Source organism: Enterococcus diestrammenae (assembly GCF_049384045.1).
Lineage (GTDB): Bacteria > Bacillota > Bacilli > Lactobacillales > Enterococcaceae > Enterococcus_C > Enterococcus_C diestrammenae.
Genome location: NZ_JBMRGR010000009.1, coordinates 100048 through 118156, shown reverse-complemented (window position 1 = coordinate 118156; position 18109 = coordinate 100048). Strand labels below are relative to the sequence as shown.

General features: G+C 37.9%; 12 protein-coding genes. 2 read left to right on the top strand and 10 right to left on the bottom strand.

What is annotated here, in order from left to right; all coding sequences use genetic code 11:
* Positions 1 to 137: 137 nt before the first annotated feature.
* The 4 genes from ACO03U_RS08100 to ACO03U_RS08085 form a co-directional block, all read right to left on the bottom strand.
* The gene (locus ACO03U_RS08100) at positions 138 to 1595 is read right to left on the bottom strand and encodes a response regulator (protein ID WP_204686353.1); all 1458 of its coding nucleotides are present in this window, start codon (positions 1593 to 1595) and stop codon (positions 138 to 140) included.
* The gene (locus ACO03U_RS08095; protein ID WP_204686354.1) at positions 1596 to 3260 is read right to left on the bottom strand and encodes a sensor histidine kinase; all 1665 of its coding nucleotides are present in this window, start codon (positions 3258 to 3260) and stop codon (positions 1596 to 1598) included.
* Between the two features lie 315 nt (positions 3261 to 3575).
* The gene (locus ACO03U_RS08090) at positions 3576 to 4316 is read right to left on the bottom strand and encodes a response regulator transcription factor (protein ID WP_204686355.1); all 741 of its coding nucleotides are present in this window, start codon (positions 4314 to 4316) and stop codon (positions 3576 to 3578) included.
* A complete protein-coding gene (locus ACO03U_RS08085) occupies positions 4291 to 5919 on the bottom strand; it encodes a sensor histidine kinase (RefSeq protein WP_161870655.1) in 1629 nt (542 codons plus the stop codon). Before ACO03U_RS08085 ends, ACO03U_RS08090 begins: the two co-directional genes overlap by 26 nt.
* Positions 5920 to 6051: 132 nt before the next feature.
* Here ACO03U_RS08085 and ACO03U_RS08080 point away from each other — a divergent pair, with 132 nt between their 5' ends.
* Positions 6052 to 7821: a flavocytochrome c gene (locus tag ACO03U_RS08080; protein WP_161870654.1), complete on the top strand. Its 1770-nt coding sequence runs from the start codon at positions 6052 to 6054 to the stop codon at positions 7819 to 7821.
* A gap of 98 nt (positions 7822 to 7919) precedes the next feature.
* Here the strand turns inward: ACO03U_RS08080 and ACO03U_RS08075 are convergent, their stop codons facing one another.
* The 5 genes from ACO03U_RS08075 to ACO03U_RS08055 form a co-directional block, all read right to left on the bottom strand.
* Positions 7920 to 9926, bottom strand: a complete 2007-nt coding sequence (locus ACO03U_RS08075; protein WP_204686356.1) for a glycoside hydrolase family 31 protein — start codon at positions 9924 to 9926, stop codon at positions 7920 to 7922.
* Positions 9927 to 10050: 124 nt separating this feature from the next.
* Complete coding sequence (locus ACO03U_RS08070; protein WP_204686357.1) at positions 10051 to 10950, bottom strand: AraC family transcriptional regulator; 900 nt, start codon at positions 10948 to 10950, stop codon at positions 10051 to 10053.
* Positions 10951 to 11169: 219 nt separating this feature from the next.
* Positions 11170 to 12018: a carbohydrate ABC transporter permease gene (locus ACO03U_RS08065; protein WP_204686358.1), complete on the bottom strand. Its 849-nt coding sequence runs from the start codon at positions 12016 to 12018 to the stop codon at positions 11170 to 11172.
* A 15-nt stretch (positions 12019 to 12033) separates the two neighbouring features.
* The gene (locus tag ACO03U_RS08060) at positions 12034 to 12936 is read right to left on the bottom strand and encodes a carbohydrate ABC transporter permease (protein ID WP_204686359.1); all 903 of its coding nucleotides are present in this window, start codon (positions 12934 to 12936) and stop codon (positions 12034 to 12036) included.
* Positions 12937 to 12999: 63 nt separating this feature from the next.
* Entirely contained in the window at positions 13000 to 14262 is a 1263-nt protein-coding gene (locus ACO03U_RS08055; protein ID WP_204686360.1) for an ABC transporter substrate-binding protein, read from the bottom strand.
* Between the two features lie 354 nt (positions 14263 to 14616).
* Between ACO03U_RS08055 and ACO03U_RS08050 the strand changes: the two genes are divergently transcribed.
* Positions 14617 to 15486, top strand: a complete 870-nt coding sequence (locus ACO03U_RS08050; protein ID WP_204686362.1) for an AraC family transcriptional regulator — start codon at positions 14617 to 14619, stop codon at positions 15484 to 15486.
* On the opposite strand, the gene ACO03U_RS08045 is transcribed toward ACO03U_RS08050, so the two are convergent.
* On the bottom strand, positions 15458 to 17791 hold the full coding sequence (locus ACO03U_RS08045) for a hypothetical protein (protein ID WP_204686364.1): 2334 nt from the start codon (positions 17789 to 17791) through the stop codon (positions 15458 to 15460). The two genes, ACO03U_RS08050 and ACO03U_RS08045, sit on opposite strands and share 29 nt — an antisense overlap.
* Positions 17792 to 18109 lie beyond the last annotated feature (318 nt).

Genomic DNA, 18109 nt, shown 5'->3' with positions numbered 1-18109 from the left:
TTTTTAATATCAAAATTCTAAAAAGATGTTATCCAAATAAAAAAGAGATTCGCATAATGCAAATCTCTTTTTTATTAATTAGTAGATAAGTATCTGTTAACAACTAGTAAGTTTTTTTAGTTCCTTTATTTTCCTATCTATTTTTCATATTGATGACGAAAATCTTTTGGTGAAATACCGCAGTATTTCTTAAAGCTTTGGGAGAGATAGTTAGAAGTAGAGTATCCTGAATTAATAGCAATTTCGCCAACTGATAAATTTGTTTCTAACAAATATTTTTTCGCCACAGAAATCCTTTTATCATTCAAATATTGGGAAAAACTTTTTCCAACTTCCTTTTTAAAAAGTTGTCCTGCATACAATGAATTAATAAATAGTCGTTCTGCAATACTTTTTAGTGTAAGTTCTTCTTGATACTCTTCGTTCACAATCTGAATAATTTGGATCGTTGAATCAGAGTAAGAATGTCGACTATCCTTTTCGATTAGATCAATCGTTTCATTAATACATTTATATAAATCATTAAAATGACTACTCACCAGTATTTTTTGAATTTGCTTTTGGTACGTTTGATCAGAGATACTAAAATTTCTACACAATTCAATCAACATTAAAAAGGTTAGATTTCTTGCGTAATTTGGTTCGACATTCTCCTTGACCATTTGGTTAAAGATGGAAGCTTGTTCACGTCTGATTAATTTCATATCATGTATCCCTAATGCCGCATCAAATTTTTCAAAGGAAATACTGGGAATTGAAAACTTCTCAGCAATATTTGAAAAAATATCATGTCGATCTTTTCCATAATAAAAATTTTTTAACTTATCAGATGATAGCGCACTAGTAAAACTAAAAAACACATCATCAAATGAATTCACTATTTCTCCTATACTTATATCGTTCTCACAAAGATTCAACTCGTCGCATAATTGGCCAATGAAACTATCTTTTTCCTCTCTTTCACCAACAAACACTAAAGTCCAATCGCTTTCATCTGTATTAAAAGAATAAAAAAGCTGCTGATTTTCTTCAAAAATCTCAATTACTTTTTCTTTTTCTACTTCACAATGAAATAAAATAACGCTATATTGCTTCTTTCCAAAATAGGAATCATCCAATTTAAATACATCAACTAATTCATCTTTATTAATTTCGCTGTGAACCCATTTCTGAACTAGAAATTCCATAAGATAAGAATTTTTTCTTATATCATCAATTTTAGAATCTAGCTTTTTTTTAGCTTTTTCTAGCGCATGAACCATTTCGCTCGTATCAACAGGCTTTAATAAATAACTGATACTATCAAACATCATCGCCTGTCTTACAAAATCAAATTCTTGATATCCAGATAACATGATTACTTCGAAATGATACTCTGATTCCCTACATCTTTTTATAAAATCAATTCCATTCATTATGGGCATGGATACATCCGAAATCACTACATCAATATTATTATGATTAATAAAATCAAATGCACTCATGCCATCTGCTGCCTTACCAATCACTTCGAATCCAAGACTTTCCCATGGAATCAACTTTTCCAAGCCATTCAAAATCATATATTCATCGTCTACTAACAATACTTTATACATTTATGAAGACACCTTTCTAAAGGGAATATCAATTATTACTCTTATACCTGTTGGTACATTTCTGTCAAAATAAAATTTAAAATCCCCGTCATAATACAAACGTAATCTCTCGTATATATTTTTTATTCCCACCGATTTACCATTTTGAAGTTCTTTGGGATCAAAATCCATTTTTTTTAAATCAGCTAGTCTCGAGTCCTCAATTCCCAAACCATTATCTTTGATTTCAAAGATAATTCGTTGATCTCTTCGATAGACATTTACGGAACCTATATTGTTTTTTCTTTTGAAATCAATTCCATGAATAAAATAATTCTCTATTAAAGGCTGGATAATAAATTTAGGAATTACTTGATTCTTAACACTTTCTTCTACATAAAACTGATAATCAAAATGAGTTGGATAGCGCATTTTGAATAGAAATGTGTATTTTTCACAAAAATCGATTTCTTTTTCAATTGATATAAGTTGTTCCTGCGAAATATTATTTCGTAACAGTCTACTGAATACAAAGACAATATTTGCAAGTTCTACTGCATCAATATTAACTGCGTACATCCGTATATATTCTAGTGTGTTGTATAGGAAGTGGGGATTGATTTGCGATTGTAATGCTCTGATATTTGCTTCTTTTTGTTCATTTTCTAATCGATAATTGTCAACTACATAATAATTAATATTGTCTAACATCTGGTTAATGCTTTGACTGATAATTTTTAATTCTGGTTCTTTTCGCTTGTCTTCTACCCTAATACCCAAATTTCCCTTCCCAACAACTTCAAGAGTGTTTAAAATATCACTAATGGAATTTCGGTAAGAATAAATCAGGCGATATAGAATAAAGACTAGAAAAGAAATTACTGTAATAGAAACAAACCAAAGCAAACCCAACTCCCGAACTGTTCGCTGTATAATGGCATTTTTAGGAACAAATCCAATAAACCTGACATTTTGATATTCTTTTTCTTTAATCAAATAGTTATGGCTAGAATTTTTTTCTGGAAAATTATTGCCACTTTTATAAATAACTTGATTATCATCTGAAAGAATTAAAATATTGACTGGCTGCAAGTTTTGATACTCTTTTAAAACTTTGGTATATTTTTCTCTATCAATTGAGAATTTTATCGTTCCCATTGCTTCTAAATTACTCGGTCCTAAAATTACTGAGCTAAAATCAATATCTCCTGTATTCTCTGGAAACGGGTTAACTACCTTCCCCGTCTTATAATCTAAGTTTGAATAATAAACCTTTGAAAATTGAGTAAATGTGAATGAGATACTTGTTAACGAAGGGTCTTCGAAGTACAACCCGCTAATTTCACTTGGTAGAAAATAAAATGAGCTTCCCGGTTTCTCAGAGCTTCTTGACACTATGTAATTGAAATAATCTGAATATTCGAAATCGAAAAATTTCTGTGCGCTTTCAATTTTTTCAGAGTTACCAAAAAGTCGATCTGTCATCCACCTAACTTTTTCCATTTCTTCCGAATACATATCCTCAATGTGAGAAATTGACTGATTGACTGCATCACTTTCTTCAGAATATATATCATCGCTTATCATCTTACTTAATAAAAATGTTAAAAAGATAGTAATAATAACTAAGAGAATTGAAAACCATTTAAATATACTTGTCAATCCTAGCTTTTGACTAACTTTCATCGTAATCACCTTTTAGCTGCTGTAATAATCCTATCACTAATAGGAAAGCACTTTCATTTTGAATATTACTATTAAAAATTTTCGAGTAGACAACTAGGTATAGCCTATTTTGAGACCGCTTTCTATTCTACTATTAAACTACACATTTTTACAGCCTTTCATAAAATAATTATATTTATGAAAACGAAATAAAACTATTTCTTCAAATGAAAGATTCAATCCTAGTTGAGCCAACAGATGATATTATCTTCAAAAAAAATAGCCATTAGCTAAAACCAACAGCATTTTTTTAATATTAATCTAGTAGTTTCATCCTTAGTGACGTCCTTCCCGATACTGGCTCGGCGTCATCCCGACTTTTTTCCTGAAGAGGCGGCTGAAATAATGGGAATCATCATAACCGACTTTCTTGGCGATCTCTGCGATAGGGTATTGTAGCCCGTCACTTTGCAATAACTCCTTAGCCTTATCTAATCGATACTGAATCAACAATTCAGCAAAAGTGGTATCATAATCTTTTTTCAATAGTTTATTTAACTGAGACGGACTGACAAAAAGTGTTTGAGCGACTTGTTGCAGTGACATGGAACGATCAAAATAGTTGTTTTCGATATAGCTCATTGCTTGTTGGGCCAGCTTATGATCTTGAGAAACTGGCAAATCGGGCTTCTTTTGCGTTAAAGCCGCCAGCTGTCCTTCCAAATCCGTCAGCAACTTCGCTAAATCTGAACGGGGAATCGGCTTCAATAAGTAATCATGGACTTTTAAGGTCAACGCTTTACGCACAAATTCAAAATCATCATAGCCACTAATCACCACGATGATCGTATCAGGATACCGTTTATTTAACAAAGCAATCAAATCTAAGCCATTAAAATCCCCAAGATTAATGTCAATCATAGCCACGGCAATCGACTGTTCTTCAAAACACTGTAACGCTTCCGTACCATTTTTTGCTGTCAAGACTTGTGAAAATAACGTCGTACTCTGACGTATATAAGCCGCTAAGCCTTCTCGCAAAGGCTTTTCATCATCTACTAATAAGAGAGTGCTCATCCGTTACTCCTTTCTCCAGATACGGCAAGTAAATCGTAACGACCGTCGCCAATTCATCACTAGCAAATACCATCTGCGCCCGGTTACCATAAGTCAGCTGCAAACGGCGCCGCACATTTAGCAAACCAAAACCGGCATCAGTGGAATCAGCCATTGGTGGCTCATGATCGCCAGTTTGATTAAGCTGTTGCAAGACTTCTGGTGCAATCGGTGTGCCATCATTGCCCACAGTGAGAACCAAACCAGCTGCCGTCCCCGCTACCGTCAGCCAAAGACGGGAACTGCGTTGTTGCTGCGTACGTATCCCATGATCGATGGCATTTTCCACGATTGGTTGCAAAAGGAAATGCAGCATTTTCTTTTCTGCAAGCTCTGGTGGCAAATGAATGGACACCTCTGCTAACTCTTCATGGCGAACTTGCTGAATTGCTAAATAGCTACGAATATGGGCGATTTCATCGGCCACCCGACAAAGTTCGTCTCCGTGATTCAGTCCTTTTCTTAAGTACATGCTCAAATTTTCTAACATGGTGACCGCCCGCTCCAAATCCCCACCGACAATCTGCCATTGAATCGTATTTAAGGTATTATACAAGAAATGTGGTTGAATTTGTTCCTGCAAAACTCGCAAGGAAGCCTTGCGATACTTCTCTTCGTTTTCGTAGACTTTATCCAGAGTGGTATTAAAAGCCGTCGCCAATTGAGCAATCTCTGTAGGGCCTGTCTCTTGAGCTCGGACGGTCTTATCCCCAGCTTGAACTTGTAACATCGTGTCACGCAAAGTTACAATCGGGCGCAAAATTCCACGGAAGAGCAGGAGTAAAAAAACGCCCAATAACAATAACACAATCACCAAAACGATTTGTAAAATTCGCAATAGCTGCTGGGTACTGGCACCAAGACTTCCTCGACTGACGATATAATTCACCTGCCAATTGGGCAAATAGTCAATTTCACTTGTAAACAGTAGCTGCTGCTTGGAATCGACTTTTGGTGGACGACTTTCTTCTCCCAATAAAATCCCCGTCCCATCGTACAGATCCAAATCTTTTGCCAGAGACATCACTTTTTGCAGGGGAACTGCCGCCGCAATGTAAGTAATTTCATCGGCTAAAGGTGTCGCCAAACGATACAAAATCACCACTGCTGCTTGATGGTCCTCTTTGGATATCAGCTGATTGCTGACGGTATATGCCAAAGTAGGATCTTGAGTCATCTTAAGGTAGTAGGGCCGTTTTCGGACGGAAAAACTGGGGATGATCGGATCCGCAGAATAAGAAGTGCCATTTTTGGAAACCAAGCGAATCGACAAATAGTTTTCCGGTGCGGTAGCTACTAAGTTTTCCGTCTCCGCAAAAAAGCTCTCCCGCTGGTATTCGTGGGTATTGGAAAGTGAAGCTAACAAGCGCAACTCGGATAAACGCTCCCCGAACCAACTATTGATTTGACTCGTGCGATTATCCACAAATTTTTGGGTAATCGACCGGTTCAAAGGGATCGTTTTACGAGTCAGCTCATAGTGAATCGTCAAAGTCAAGGCGGTAATCAAGGCTAGCGAAGTGGCTAGGAAAATCAAAATGGTCTTTTTCTTAATTGAATTCATAAATACTCCTTGTGTCTTTTTTCACAGATAGCTTAAAAAGTCCACCTGTATCTCAAAAAGTCCAACGCTTTTTCAGGTCGCTCCCATTATACTGAATTTGTTTGAAAAAATCGTCCAGGAGGAAAGAAACAGATGAAAAAGAAGTTCGGAAAAGTCGCCATCGCACTAGCTACGCTACTAGTGATTGCTGGTTGTGGCAATAGCAACGGGCAAAGTAATGAGAGTAAAACGGTCGAAGGTACCGGCGCCGGGAAGCATGGAGATATCAAAGTAGCCGTCACTTTCGCTGGCGAAAAAATCAAAGATATAAAAATCAAAGACCAAAAAGAAAATGAGGTCCTATCAGAACCCGTCTACAAAGAATTGAAAAATACGATTCTTTCACAAAATTCAGCCGACGTGGACGTTATCAGCGGCTCCACTGCCACTAGCGAAGGTTACTTGGCGGCGGTGAAAGATGCCATCGAAAAATCCGGTATCACTTTGGCGGCGGTGAAAGCTAGCGCAAAGAAAACCGATAAGATTGCCGACAAACAAGAGTACGATGTCGTCGTAGTGGGATCAGGCGGTGCTGGTTTTAGTGCTGCAATCGAAGCGCAAGAAGCGGGCAAAAAAGTCGTCATCATTGAAAAAATGCCAACAGTTGGCGGCAATACCCTGATTTCTGGTGGTGAAATGAATGCCCCTGGCAACTGGGTGCAAAAAAAATTAGGCATCAAAGGGGATTCAGTCGAAAGCTATTACGAAGATACCATGAAAGGTGGCGACAACTTAGGGGATCCTAAGATGGTCCGCATCCTTGCTGAAAATGCCTTGAATTCAGCGGAATGGTTAAAAGATGAAGTCAAAGTTGACTTTTTAGATGATCAACTTTTCCAATTTGGCGGCCATAGCTACAAACGGGCGTTGATCCCCGTGGGACATACCGGCCAAGAAGTCATTTCCAAACTGAAGAAAAAAGCTGAATCCTTGAAAGTCGATATCTTGGTAGATACCAAAGCCGACGAATTGATTCAAGATGATAAAGGCAAAGTTACCGGTGTGAAAGCCACCTATAAAGAAGAACAACCAGTGGAATTTCATGCCAAAGATGCCGTTGTCTTAACGACTGGCGGCTTCGGTTCCAATGTTGAAATGCGAAAAGAATACAATCCTGAATACGACGAACGCTATATGTCCACAGATACTGAAGGAACCACCGGGGACGGCATCGTGATGGCAGAAAAAGCTGGAGCGGCGTTGACCAATATGGAAAGTATCCAAACCTATCCCGTGGCCAACCCTAAAACCGGTGTCATTTCCCTACTGGCAGATACCCGCTTTGACGGCGCCATCTTAATCAACCAAGAAGGCCAACGTTTCGTCGAGGAACTGGAACGCCGCGATGTTATTTCCAAAGCAATCTTAGCGCAAACTGGTGGCTACACTTACCAATTGTGGAACGATGATATCGATGCCATCTCCAAAACCAAAGAAGCCCACGAAGACGAATACAATGAATTAATCAAAGACAAATTGTTAGTCAAAGCCGATACGTTAGAAGAAGCAGCTGATTTCTTTGATATTAACGTTGCCAACTTGAAAAAAACGATTGAAAAAGTAAATGCCTATGCTAAAAGTGGTGATGACAAAGACTTCCATCACCGTGGTGGCTTAGTCTCCCTTGAAAAAGGTCCTTACTATATCGAAAAAGCCATCCCTTCTGTGCACCATACTATGGGGGGCTTGGTCATCAATGAAAATACCGAAGTTCTCGATGCGAAAGGCAACCCTATCAAAGGCCTTTACGCTGCTGGCGAACTTACTGGTGTCATCCAAGGTAGCAACCGCCTCGGCGGGAATGCAATCACCGATATCATCACTTTCGGGCGAATTGCTGGGAAAACCACTGGGGAGTTGTAAGAATTAACTCTCACTATATTTGCGCACAATCCCTAAAATAAAAGAACTGTAGAGCAATATGGCTGATTAGACCATTATTGTTCTACAGTTCTTTTTGATTAAATCATCCCCACCAAATACTCTTGGCGCCCATCTCGTAAAAAGATGGGTAAGGTTTCGATAGCCGCTTTAGAATCCAGCCATTGACCCCCTTGATAGACTTTGCCATCCCGGGCATCAGTCCATTGTGCCCCTTGTGGCAAGTAGACCCGGCGTGTGGTGGCCCCAGCTACCATCACCGGCGCTACCAAGACATCCTCACCGAACATGTACTGGTCTTTCAGATCCCAAGTCGTCGCATCTTCTGGAAACTCATAGAACATCCCTCGTAAAACTGGCGCTCCCTTTTCATGGGCTTGTGTCATCAAGTCGCGATTATAATCTCGCATTGCTTCACGAACATCGATGAATTTCTTCATGATCTGGTAGTTTTCTTCACCGTAGCTCCAGATTTCATTAGCCGCACCACTTTGTTCAGTCGGTTCGCCATCTGCTTTAAAAATTTCTCGATGGGGGGTACGGGAACCATGAATCCGCATCACAGGACTAAAGGCTCCGTATTGGAACCAACGAATCAACAGCTCCTTGAACTCATCGGTCCGCACATCCCCACCATGGAAACCGCCGATATCTGTGGTCCACCAAGGAATCCCTGCCAAGCCCATCTGCAAACCAGCTACCACTTGATTTTTGAAATCTTGATACGTGGAATGAATATCCCCAGACCAAACCAACGCCCCATAACGCTGACTACCTGCCCAAGCACAACGAACCAATTTCACGGTGTTTTCGCCAAAGTCTTCCGCTTCTCCTTCATGGAATCCACGAACATATTCCCGCGGATAGATATTTCCTTGCTGCAAGACACTACCGGCATAGTAACGATAAGTGTCATAATCATAGGTACCAAATTCCGGTTCCGCTTCGTCTAACCAAAAGAGACGAATGCCTTGCTCCCGGTAGTTGGCCTTGACTTTTTGCCAAATGTATTTCCGAGTTTCTGGATTTGTCGCATCATAAAAGACATTGTTCCCGTGAAAAATCATCTGGACATCCATCCCATGAGCAGTCTGTACCAATAAGCCACGCTCTTTCATCTCTTGAAAGTTTTCACTGCGGACATCGATTTGCGGCCAGATTGACACCATCAACTCGATGCCATAAGAACGACACTCTGCCACCATTTCTTTGACATTTGGAAAGAAGTGCTCATCAAAGCGATAATCTCCACAACGCGGCCAGTGATAGTAGTCAATCACCAAAACATCGACCTTGACTCCTCGGCGATGGTATTCTCGTGCCACTTCCAAGACTTCATCTTGATTGACATAGCGGAGCTTACATTGCCAAAACCCGAGGCCATATTCGGGCATCATGGGCACACGTCCGGTCACAGCACTGTATTGTTCTTCAATGGCTGCCGGTGTCGCGCCAGCAGTAATCCAGTAGTCCAGTTGTTTGGTACTATCTGCTCGCCATTCCGTGGTGTTGGCGCCGAAAGTCACCGTTCCCACTGCCGGATTGTGCCACAAGAAACCATAACCTTTATTGGAAACATAAAAAGGTACGGAGGCTTGCGAATTTCGGTGGGCTAGCTCTAAATTGCACCCCTTTAAGTCTAAAATATCTTGTTGGTATTGCCCCATACCGTAGATTTTTTCACCGTCATTGGCTGCAAAGGTCGCTGTCAACCGGTAATCTCCACCAATTTGCGAGCGAAAATATCGAGGCTTTTTCAAGAGTGCCCCGCCACCATCAGCTTCCGCCAAAAGCAACTTCCCTGCTCCATCGTAAAAACTGATTCGACCGAAAACATTCGACCAACCTTCTGAATTGACCACTGCTTTAATATTGCCAGATTGGATAGTGGCTTCGTTTTCTCTGATCGTAATCGTCACTTCATCGGTAATGGCCGGTTGTTCTAAAAGAGCCGCCGAAGTTAAATCTACCGGACCGTTGGGTGTCGCCACTACTCGAAAACTGTTGGCCCCCCAAGGTATAATTCGCACCCGTTCATTGTTATTTTGAAATTCCAGATACGTCTTGCCATTTGTAAAGACTGCCATGTTGTCTTCCTCCTATAGTCGCTTTTGGAAGTAACCTGTGCTACCTCCCATGATAGTGGTTTCATTTTACCTCCAAACAAAAAAGGATACCTTCGAATTCGTGGCATCCTTTAGCACAATCATGTCATTTCTTCTGGAAATCGGTAGGACTCATCGCAAAATGTTGCTTAAATACGCGGGCAAAATAGTTACTGTTGTCAAAACCACAAGCCTCGGCAACCTCCGACATGGTCAAGTCCCCTTGCAGCAACAAGCGACAAGCTTTTTGCAAACGCATCTGTGTGACATATTGCAACGGACTGCGACGAAAAGCCTGTCGAAAAAAACGCGAAAACTGCTCTTTACTCAAATTAAGTTGACTAGCTAATTCTGCCAAAGTAATTTTTTCCGCCAAGTGATCAGCCATGTAGCCTAAGATGATTTTTTCCCGGTCTTGTTGCAATTTCTGCGACAGCTTGTTATTTGGACTGATACCACCTTTTTGCTCAAAGAGTGTCGCTAGAATTAGCAACAATAATCCTTTGACTCGTAACTGCTGAACAGCTTGCTCTTTTTGGTCCAACGCTTCCAGCAACTGGTGGACAGCTTCGGACAGACCCAAGACATCTGCTACTTGACTGGTTATCAGTAAGTCTTCATGAAACTCCGAGACAAACAACGGCTCCAGCAACTCTTGTCGAATCGTTTCTTGGGCCATCCCAGCGATAAACTCCGGCGCAAAGACGATACAACTAAAACAACAGTCTTTCTCTGGCAAACGATAAGCCGTATGCAAAACATTAGGTGGAATCAACAACACCATCCCCGAGTGCAATAAAAAAGACTGTCCCTGAATCACCAACTCCATCTGACCAGACTCTACTATGATCAATTCTAGTTCTCGATGCCAATGAGGAATAAAATAATACTCTTGCCAATAGCTTCGTAAATGAGGGTACCAACCTACTGGAAAAGCCGGTGTGCCATGCACTACTTGTTCTCTTAATGCGCCCATTTCCGCCTGATTTATTTCATGCAAAACCATCGACATCCTTCCGTTGCGAATATTTTCTATAGCCTACCATAGATTCTGTGAGAGAAAAAGCAGTGATACTGACTGTTTTTTGTATCTCTCAGTACAGTAGATTATATAAATATAAAAACACAGTCAACGAGAACGTCGACTGTGTTTTCACCATTTTTGAATCCTATATTTTTAAGAATTAAAGAATATATTACCAACATAAAGGAAATATTGATAACGCTAGTCTTTCATACCAGAAGTTTTAATACCTGCTACCAAATGCTTTGAAGCCACCATGTATAAGATCATCGGGGGAATTGCCATAATCATAGCAAATGCCATTTGAAGATTCCAAGCTGTTTGGTTTTGACCACCCTCAAGTTTAAAAGCTGTCAATGCGCCTACTGTTAGTGGTTTTAATTTTTCACTATCAATAAAGATTAATGGTTGAAAGAGCTCATTCCACCAAAATATGGCAGATAATACTCCTACTGTTATAAAAATAGGTTTGGCTAACGGCACAAGTACTTTAGTAAATACTTGTAATTTTGTACAGCCATCTAACATGGCAGATTCATCAATACTTTTAGGTATAGTTTTAAAAAACTGCCTAAACAAGAAAACATTATATGGATAAGCAAAGAAGCTAGGAACAATCATAGGTAAGAAGCTATCTAGCCATCCTAAATTACGAAATAGAATAAATTGAGGGATAACTAAGGTAACTGTCGGTACCATCATAGTTGCCAAAATCAGTCCAAAAATCATATTTTTTCCCTTAAAATCCATACGCGCAAGAGGATATGCTACTATAGAACTAGATAAAAGTGTTCCTACAGTATTTCCAACCAACAATATTAAACTATTACGCAAATAAGTTAAGGCATCACTTTTTTTCAATACTTCTATATAATTTTCCCATTGTGGCTCGGTAGGAAATATTTTGGGTGGAAACGAACTAATCCCGTTTAATGTTTTTAAAGAATTAGAAAAAATCCAAAATATTGGAAAAAACATTAGGATTGCAAAGAAAATTAGGACTATATACTGAACAATTTTCAATCTTCTAGATGAATAATCTTTTCTCATAATCTCTCCCTCACCTCAACCATAGTTTACTTTATCATCAGATAGTTTAAATTGTAGAATAGAAATTAAAGCAACAATAATAAACATGATAAATGCTAATGTAGAAGCCATCCCCATATCAAACTGACGAAATGCCTTTTCATAAATTTGTAAACTTAGTACTTTTGTTGCGTTTCCTGGGCCCCCACCTGTTAGAGGATATAGAATTGTAAATGCTCCATTAAATGAATTAACTGTTGCTACAACTACATTGAATAGTAAAATTGGTGAAATGGAAGGTAATGTGACATTTCTAAATCGTTGCCAAGCATTTGCCCCATCTAAGTCTGCTGCTTCATATAATTCTATAGGAACTTCTTTTAAACTCGAATTAAAGATCAACATCATTTGTCCAGTGGAAAAAGTAAAAATACTAGCAATCCCCACAACAACCCAAATGAGCTGCGGATTCCCTAACCAGTTTGGGGCATCTATTCCAACTGATGATAGAAAATAATTTACAATCCCTAATTGATTATTAAACATCAAGATAAAGCAGCTTGTCATTACAACAGAAGGCATAACTGCCGGAACAAAATAGAAGAATTGAAATATCCCAATAAATTTAACTTTGAAGTTAAGCAATACTGCCAAAAATAACGAAGCACCAACTGTGACGACAACATTTAATATTGTAAAAAGAAAAGTAATTTTAAGAGTCTCAAAGAAATCTGAATCGCCACTAAAAAGCTGTCGATAATTATCAAAGCCAACAAATCTAGGGTCCCCTAATAAGTTCCACTTTGTCAGACTCAGTAGGAAAGACATCAAAATTGGTCCTCCCGTAAAAAATATAAAACCAATAATCCAAGGAGCCAGAAATCCATACGCGCCTAAAGTATCCTTCAAAGACTGTCTTACTTTTTTTGATTTTTTCATAGAATAGATGCCTCGTTTCTACAACCTTATGGAGGCAATATAAATTGCCTCCACTGGTATTTTTTACTGATTATCTTTTATTTCTTTATTTGCTTGTGGAAGGTATTTATCAAAAATATCATCGATTGGAGTAGTTCCAAGAAGGTATGCATCAAATTGATTAACCATATTAGTTGTCGTACCAGCATTTACAAGAGTATAACCAAACTCACCTTCTTCACCAGAACGTTCAATTGCTTCCCAATTGCTTGGTCCATGCTCACCAGCATTTTTATAAGCCCCCTTAGCAGCGATAGATTTAAGGGCTGAAGGATTATTACCCCATTGTGAATTTAGCGTTTGACCTTCTTCACTCATCATGAATTCAATAAATTTCCAGGCCTCATCTTTATGCTTACTCGCGGAATTAATTGTATAAAATCCAGTGTGTAAAGAATTATAAGCTCGTTCACCCTTAGGTAATGTTTCGATATCCCAATTAAACTCCACATCTTTGTATTGGCCTGTCATCCAACTGCCCGTACGCGTCATTGCCGCTTGACCAGCAGCAAATAAATCCGCAACTGAATCTCCAGCAGAAGGTTCTGGACTAACTTTCAACTCATTTGTCAAAACATTCTGATATTCTAAAGCTGATCGTAATCCATCACCTAGTTCCAATTGGCCATCTTTGACTACCGCATCCCCACCTTGACCTGCAAGCGACCACCACAAACCTCTAAAACTTAAAGAATCTGCTCCCCATTGAGTTACCTTATCGCCATCTTTAATGGTTAACTTCTGAGCTGCTTTTTCGAAATCATCCCATGTCCAATCTGCTGTTGGATACTCAACTCCTGCAGCATCAAACATATCTTTGTTATAGAATAAGATTTCAGATGCATAACACCATGGTAAACCGTAGCTGCCTCCAGTCTCTTTGTTTAATTTATCAACAGCCGGAATAAAATCAGTCGAATCAATTTTTTCTGAGTCTTTCAGATAGTCTTCCAACGAAATGATTGAGCCAGCCTCTGCAAATTTAGGCAAGTCAGTCTCGAATGCTAGGATGACATCTGGAGCTGTTCCTCCCACTAACATTTGATTAACTTTCTGAGAGTAATCAGAATCAGGTGTTTGAACAATTTCTAGTTCAATGTTGGGGTATTTTTCATTAAACTCATCAATAATATTTTGAGGAAATTTGTCCCAAAGTGAAAACCGAATTTTTACTTTGCCATCCTCCGTACCCGCATTGTCTCCATCATTGCCTTTGGATCCACAGCCTGCTAAAAGTGTGACACTCGCCAAAGTAATTAGTGTACCTGCCAATATTTTTTTAAACATTTTAACCCCTCACTTTTTTAAATATTTTTATCAAATCGCATGCTCCTTATGTTATTAAAAAGATGCGTTTTTGATTTTAATTACATGATATTGAACTAGTTAATTGATTCATCTAAAAAATCCATAGTATTTACTAATGCTCAATACCTATTGTTATTAATTACTTGCTACCATCTATAAATCATTTACTTAGCCATCCGAGACACAGCATTATTTTTTAGCTTTACTATTCTAACTAACTTTATAAGTATTGAGTTATTTCTTTAGCACATGTATATTATAAAATGAAACCGCTATTATTTATTATAGAGATTCAACTTCAATTTATAGTATTCAACACTATGGAGGTTCAATATGAAAAAAAGTCAGATACTCTCTCTAGTCATTCCTTCATTCCCTACATTTATCGAAGGAAATCTTACTTATTACTCTGCCGGTCAACAGCACCCAAATCGTAACGGGCTCCCTTATTTTGATTTACTATTTGTTACGAAAGGATGCTTATTTATTACTGAAGATGGGATAGAATACGAAGTTCACACAAACGAGATGCTAATTCTAAACCCTAATAGTCACCATTACTCCACTTATCCCTGTAAAGATTCAACCCGCTTTTATTGGATTCATTTTTATTATGACGGTAATTGGGTAGTAAATGACTCACCAACAAATCTATCCTCTGACGTATTTATGCCAAATCTTCATTATCATAACGAGGACTATACTTTACACTTAAACAAATTTCAAAAATTAGCAGATTCAAAGTTTATTTTCGCTCTTTTGGATCGCCTTTTACTTGGTACAAAAGGTGAAAAAAAAGCAATTGTCTTTTGGGATAATCAAAAAAGGTTTACACAACTCCTTAAAGCACTAGAAGAACAAAGTCATGCTAAAACAGCATCAACTGAATTAGCTGAAAATATTGAACTCTATTTAAAACAGAATTTTTCTAAAGAAATCAATAATCAGCAGCTATCAGAAAACTTTCATTTTCACGAAAATTATATAATTCGTTGTATGAAACAAGTCTTCAATATGACTCCACTAGAATATCTCGCTACCTACCGACTAGAAAAAGCAGCATCATTTTTGATAAAGACAAACTTATCGATGACAGATATTGCAACCAAATGCGGATTTCAAAGTAGTGCCTATTTTTCCTTGTGTTTTAAAAAGAAGTTTCATGTATCCCCCCTTAACTATCGCAAGAATCACTCGAACTAATAAAAAGTTCTACATTACTTTGATTAGGAATTATCCGCAAATCATTCTGATCTAAGTAAAAAATGTGACGTGGGAAAGGCGCATCATTAAAAATAATTTTTTGGTTTGCTACTTCATCAATATGACAATTTACCAGCCGTAGCTTACCATCTTTCTCGTAGCAATACGCGTCTTGTCCAAAACGATCCAAAAATGCCACTAGCTCCTCTCCCATATCCCAATCACTAGTTTGTTTAATAGACTCAGAAAAAATTCCAGAAAAAATTCCACCATCAGAAGCAAATGTTTCCTGACCAAATCGCGCATGCCCAAGATCCGGTCGGTTGTGGTGAGGTTTGGCACAAGAAAATGTAGAAGCTGCTTCTCCCGGATTTAATTTAGTCGTACTAGTGGCATTTGAGTCGTAACAATACAGTACGGCAATAAATGCTCGATAACTTGCTTCTAAATACTCTGGTTTTTTTAATTCATGAAAAACATCTAAAGCTGCAGCTGCACTAATTCCTCCCCACAGAGAGTGAATCATATAGGAAAGGGCTTCCCACCACCGATCAGGGTTTTGCATCCGAAAATCATTGGAAAAGCCGATATTAGCTAATAATAAATCAGCATAAACTTCACACTCATCATGATAATGGGCATTTGCCAATGATGCTGCCGCAGGACCAAATCCAGCATTATCATAGAAGTGTTCCGTCATAGCGCCTTTATATAAGCTTTTTTCTTCTAAAATGTTAAAGATATTATTCTCCCACAGCATAGAAATCTTTTTATATTGATTTGGTAGCTTATCTTTCAATGCTTCCAATAAATCATCTAAATACAAGAAAAAGACTCCCAACATTTCCGACTCTTCCTTCTCCCGAAACCGAGTGTGTTTTGCAGGATTAATTCGCAGTTCTACCACTTTACTAGCCCAATTCAAATATGTTTCAGATGAGTGGAAATGCAAATAATTATCTGGTATCTGCGAGAGAAGAAATAATAGGTGACCCAAATACTCAAAATCCATTACACGATAAAAATCACCATATACATTTTTCGGACAATTAAAATCAGCTTTTTCAAACCATTTGTTTAAAACATAATGATTTAGACTTCTTTCAACTTTTTCAATTTGACTTTTATTCATTTTCCCCAGAAGGTTTAGTTTCAAAATCAACGTCATCTTGCCAAGTGATTCACCTTGATTTGATAATGGCAAAAAGACATCACGTTCATTCTGATATTCCTCTTTATAAGAATTTTGACACAAATAATCTACCCTATCAGCAATTATTCTTTCCACAGAATCTATCACGTTAATAATGATTTGGTCCTCTTTACCATTTTCAAAAAGAAGAAAAATTTTGTGTTCTCCAGGTTCTGAAAAAATCATCTTACAACTTGTCGCATTTATCTGAATAGTCTCATTTTTCAATTGATGGCCCGCACTGAAAATTTGAATACTCTTCACTGAGGACGACGCCTGATATTCCAAATCAAAAGTCTTACCAACAAACGCTAAATCAGTATAATCATACTGAGGGTGCCCTAGTAATGCAGCTTTCTGGTAAAAGTCTTCTTGATTATCTACTTGCATAATCACAAATTCCCATTCAACAGATTCCTTTTTCTCGAGAAACACTGGGTTAGCAGGATAACACCAATCATCATTTAACCCCATGGTGCTTGAAAGAATTAAATCGTGGTATACAACACCATCCAGCGATGGAGAAACCGCTTCAAAAAACTTATTTTCAAATTCACAGTACGATCCTACTGATAACGTACTCCCACTACTTTGAAATAAACCTAAACTACTGGATTGACTACTCCTTCTCATTACTGCTAATTTCGTATAGTCTTTCGAAATTGAAGGAAACAGTGCAGCAGAATGAAAAATATTTTTTTCAACGTGTTTGTCTCGAAACATTATATACGCAAAAGAACTCCATACTGAAAAATGCTGAAGTTTAAAAGATTGATTGGTTTTATTTTCCACGCGTATCTTCCAAATCAATTTGTTTGAATCAGATAAATCATATTCCATCACAATATCCATTGCATTTATACTATATCTCAAGCGGCAAGTTGCTTCATCATAAGTCATCGTAGGTTCTATTGTGATACTCCGATATTCCTTATCCTCAAATTTCAATTCAAAGTTTCCAAATAACTTATCTTTCGAAGTATACCCAACTTGATTTAGATAATTACTATTTATTACCCAATTCATTTGATGTGGATCCTCTTTTAATACTAGCTTTTCTATTATTCCATTCGAAGTAATATCGACGGCCATTTTACTATTTTGCAATAGCATAAAAAGTCACCTCTAATTAGTTTTTTATTACTTTTACGATACCGTATCTTTATGTAGAATAGTTATGATTTTCCAACTGATTTTATAACATCTTCACACATTATTTCCGATAGTGATAATAAACCTTGCTTTATCGGAAATCTTTTTTTGCTAAACACTCAATTGATCTCCAAACTCACAAGCTCCCAAAAATTAGTTTTGTTATGAGTCTTTTGTATTCCAATACCCGTTCCCCAAACCTTTTTTCATGCCCCCTTAAAAAAGTGTCAGGGAGACTTTCTCATCGATACTCAAAGATGCTCCCACACTTCTCCTTAT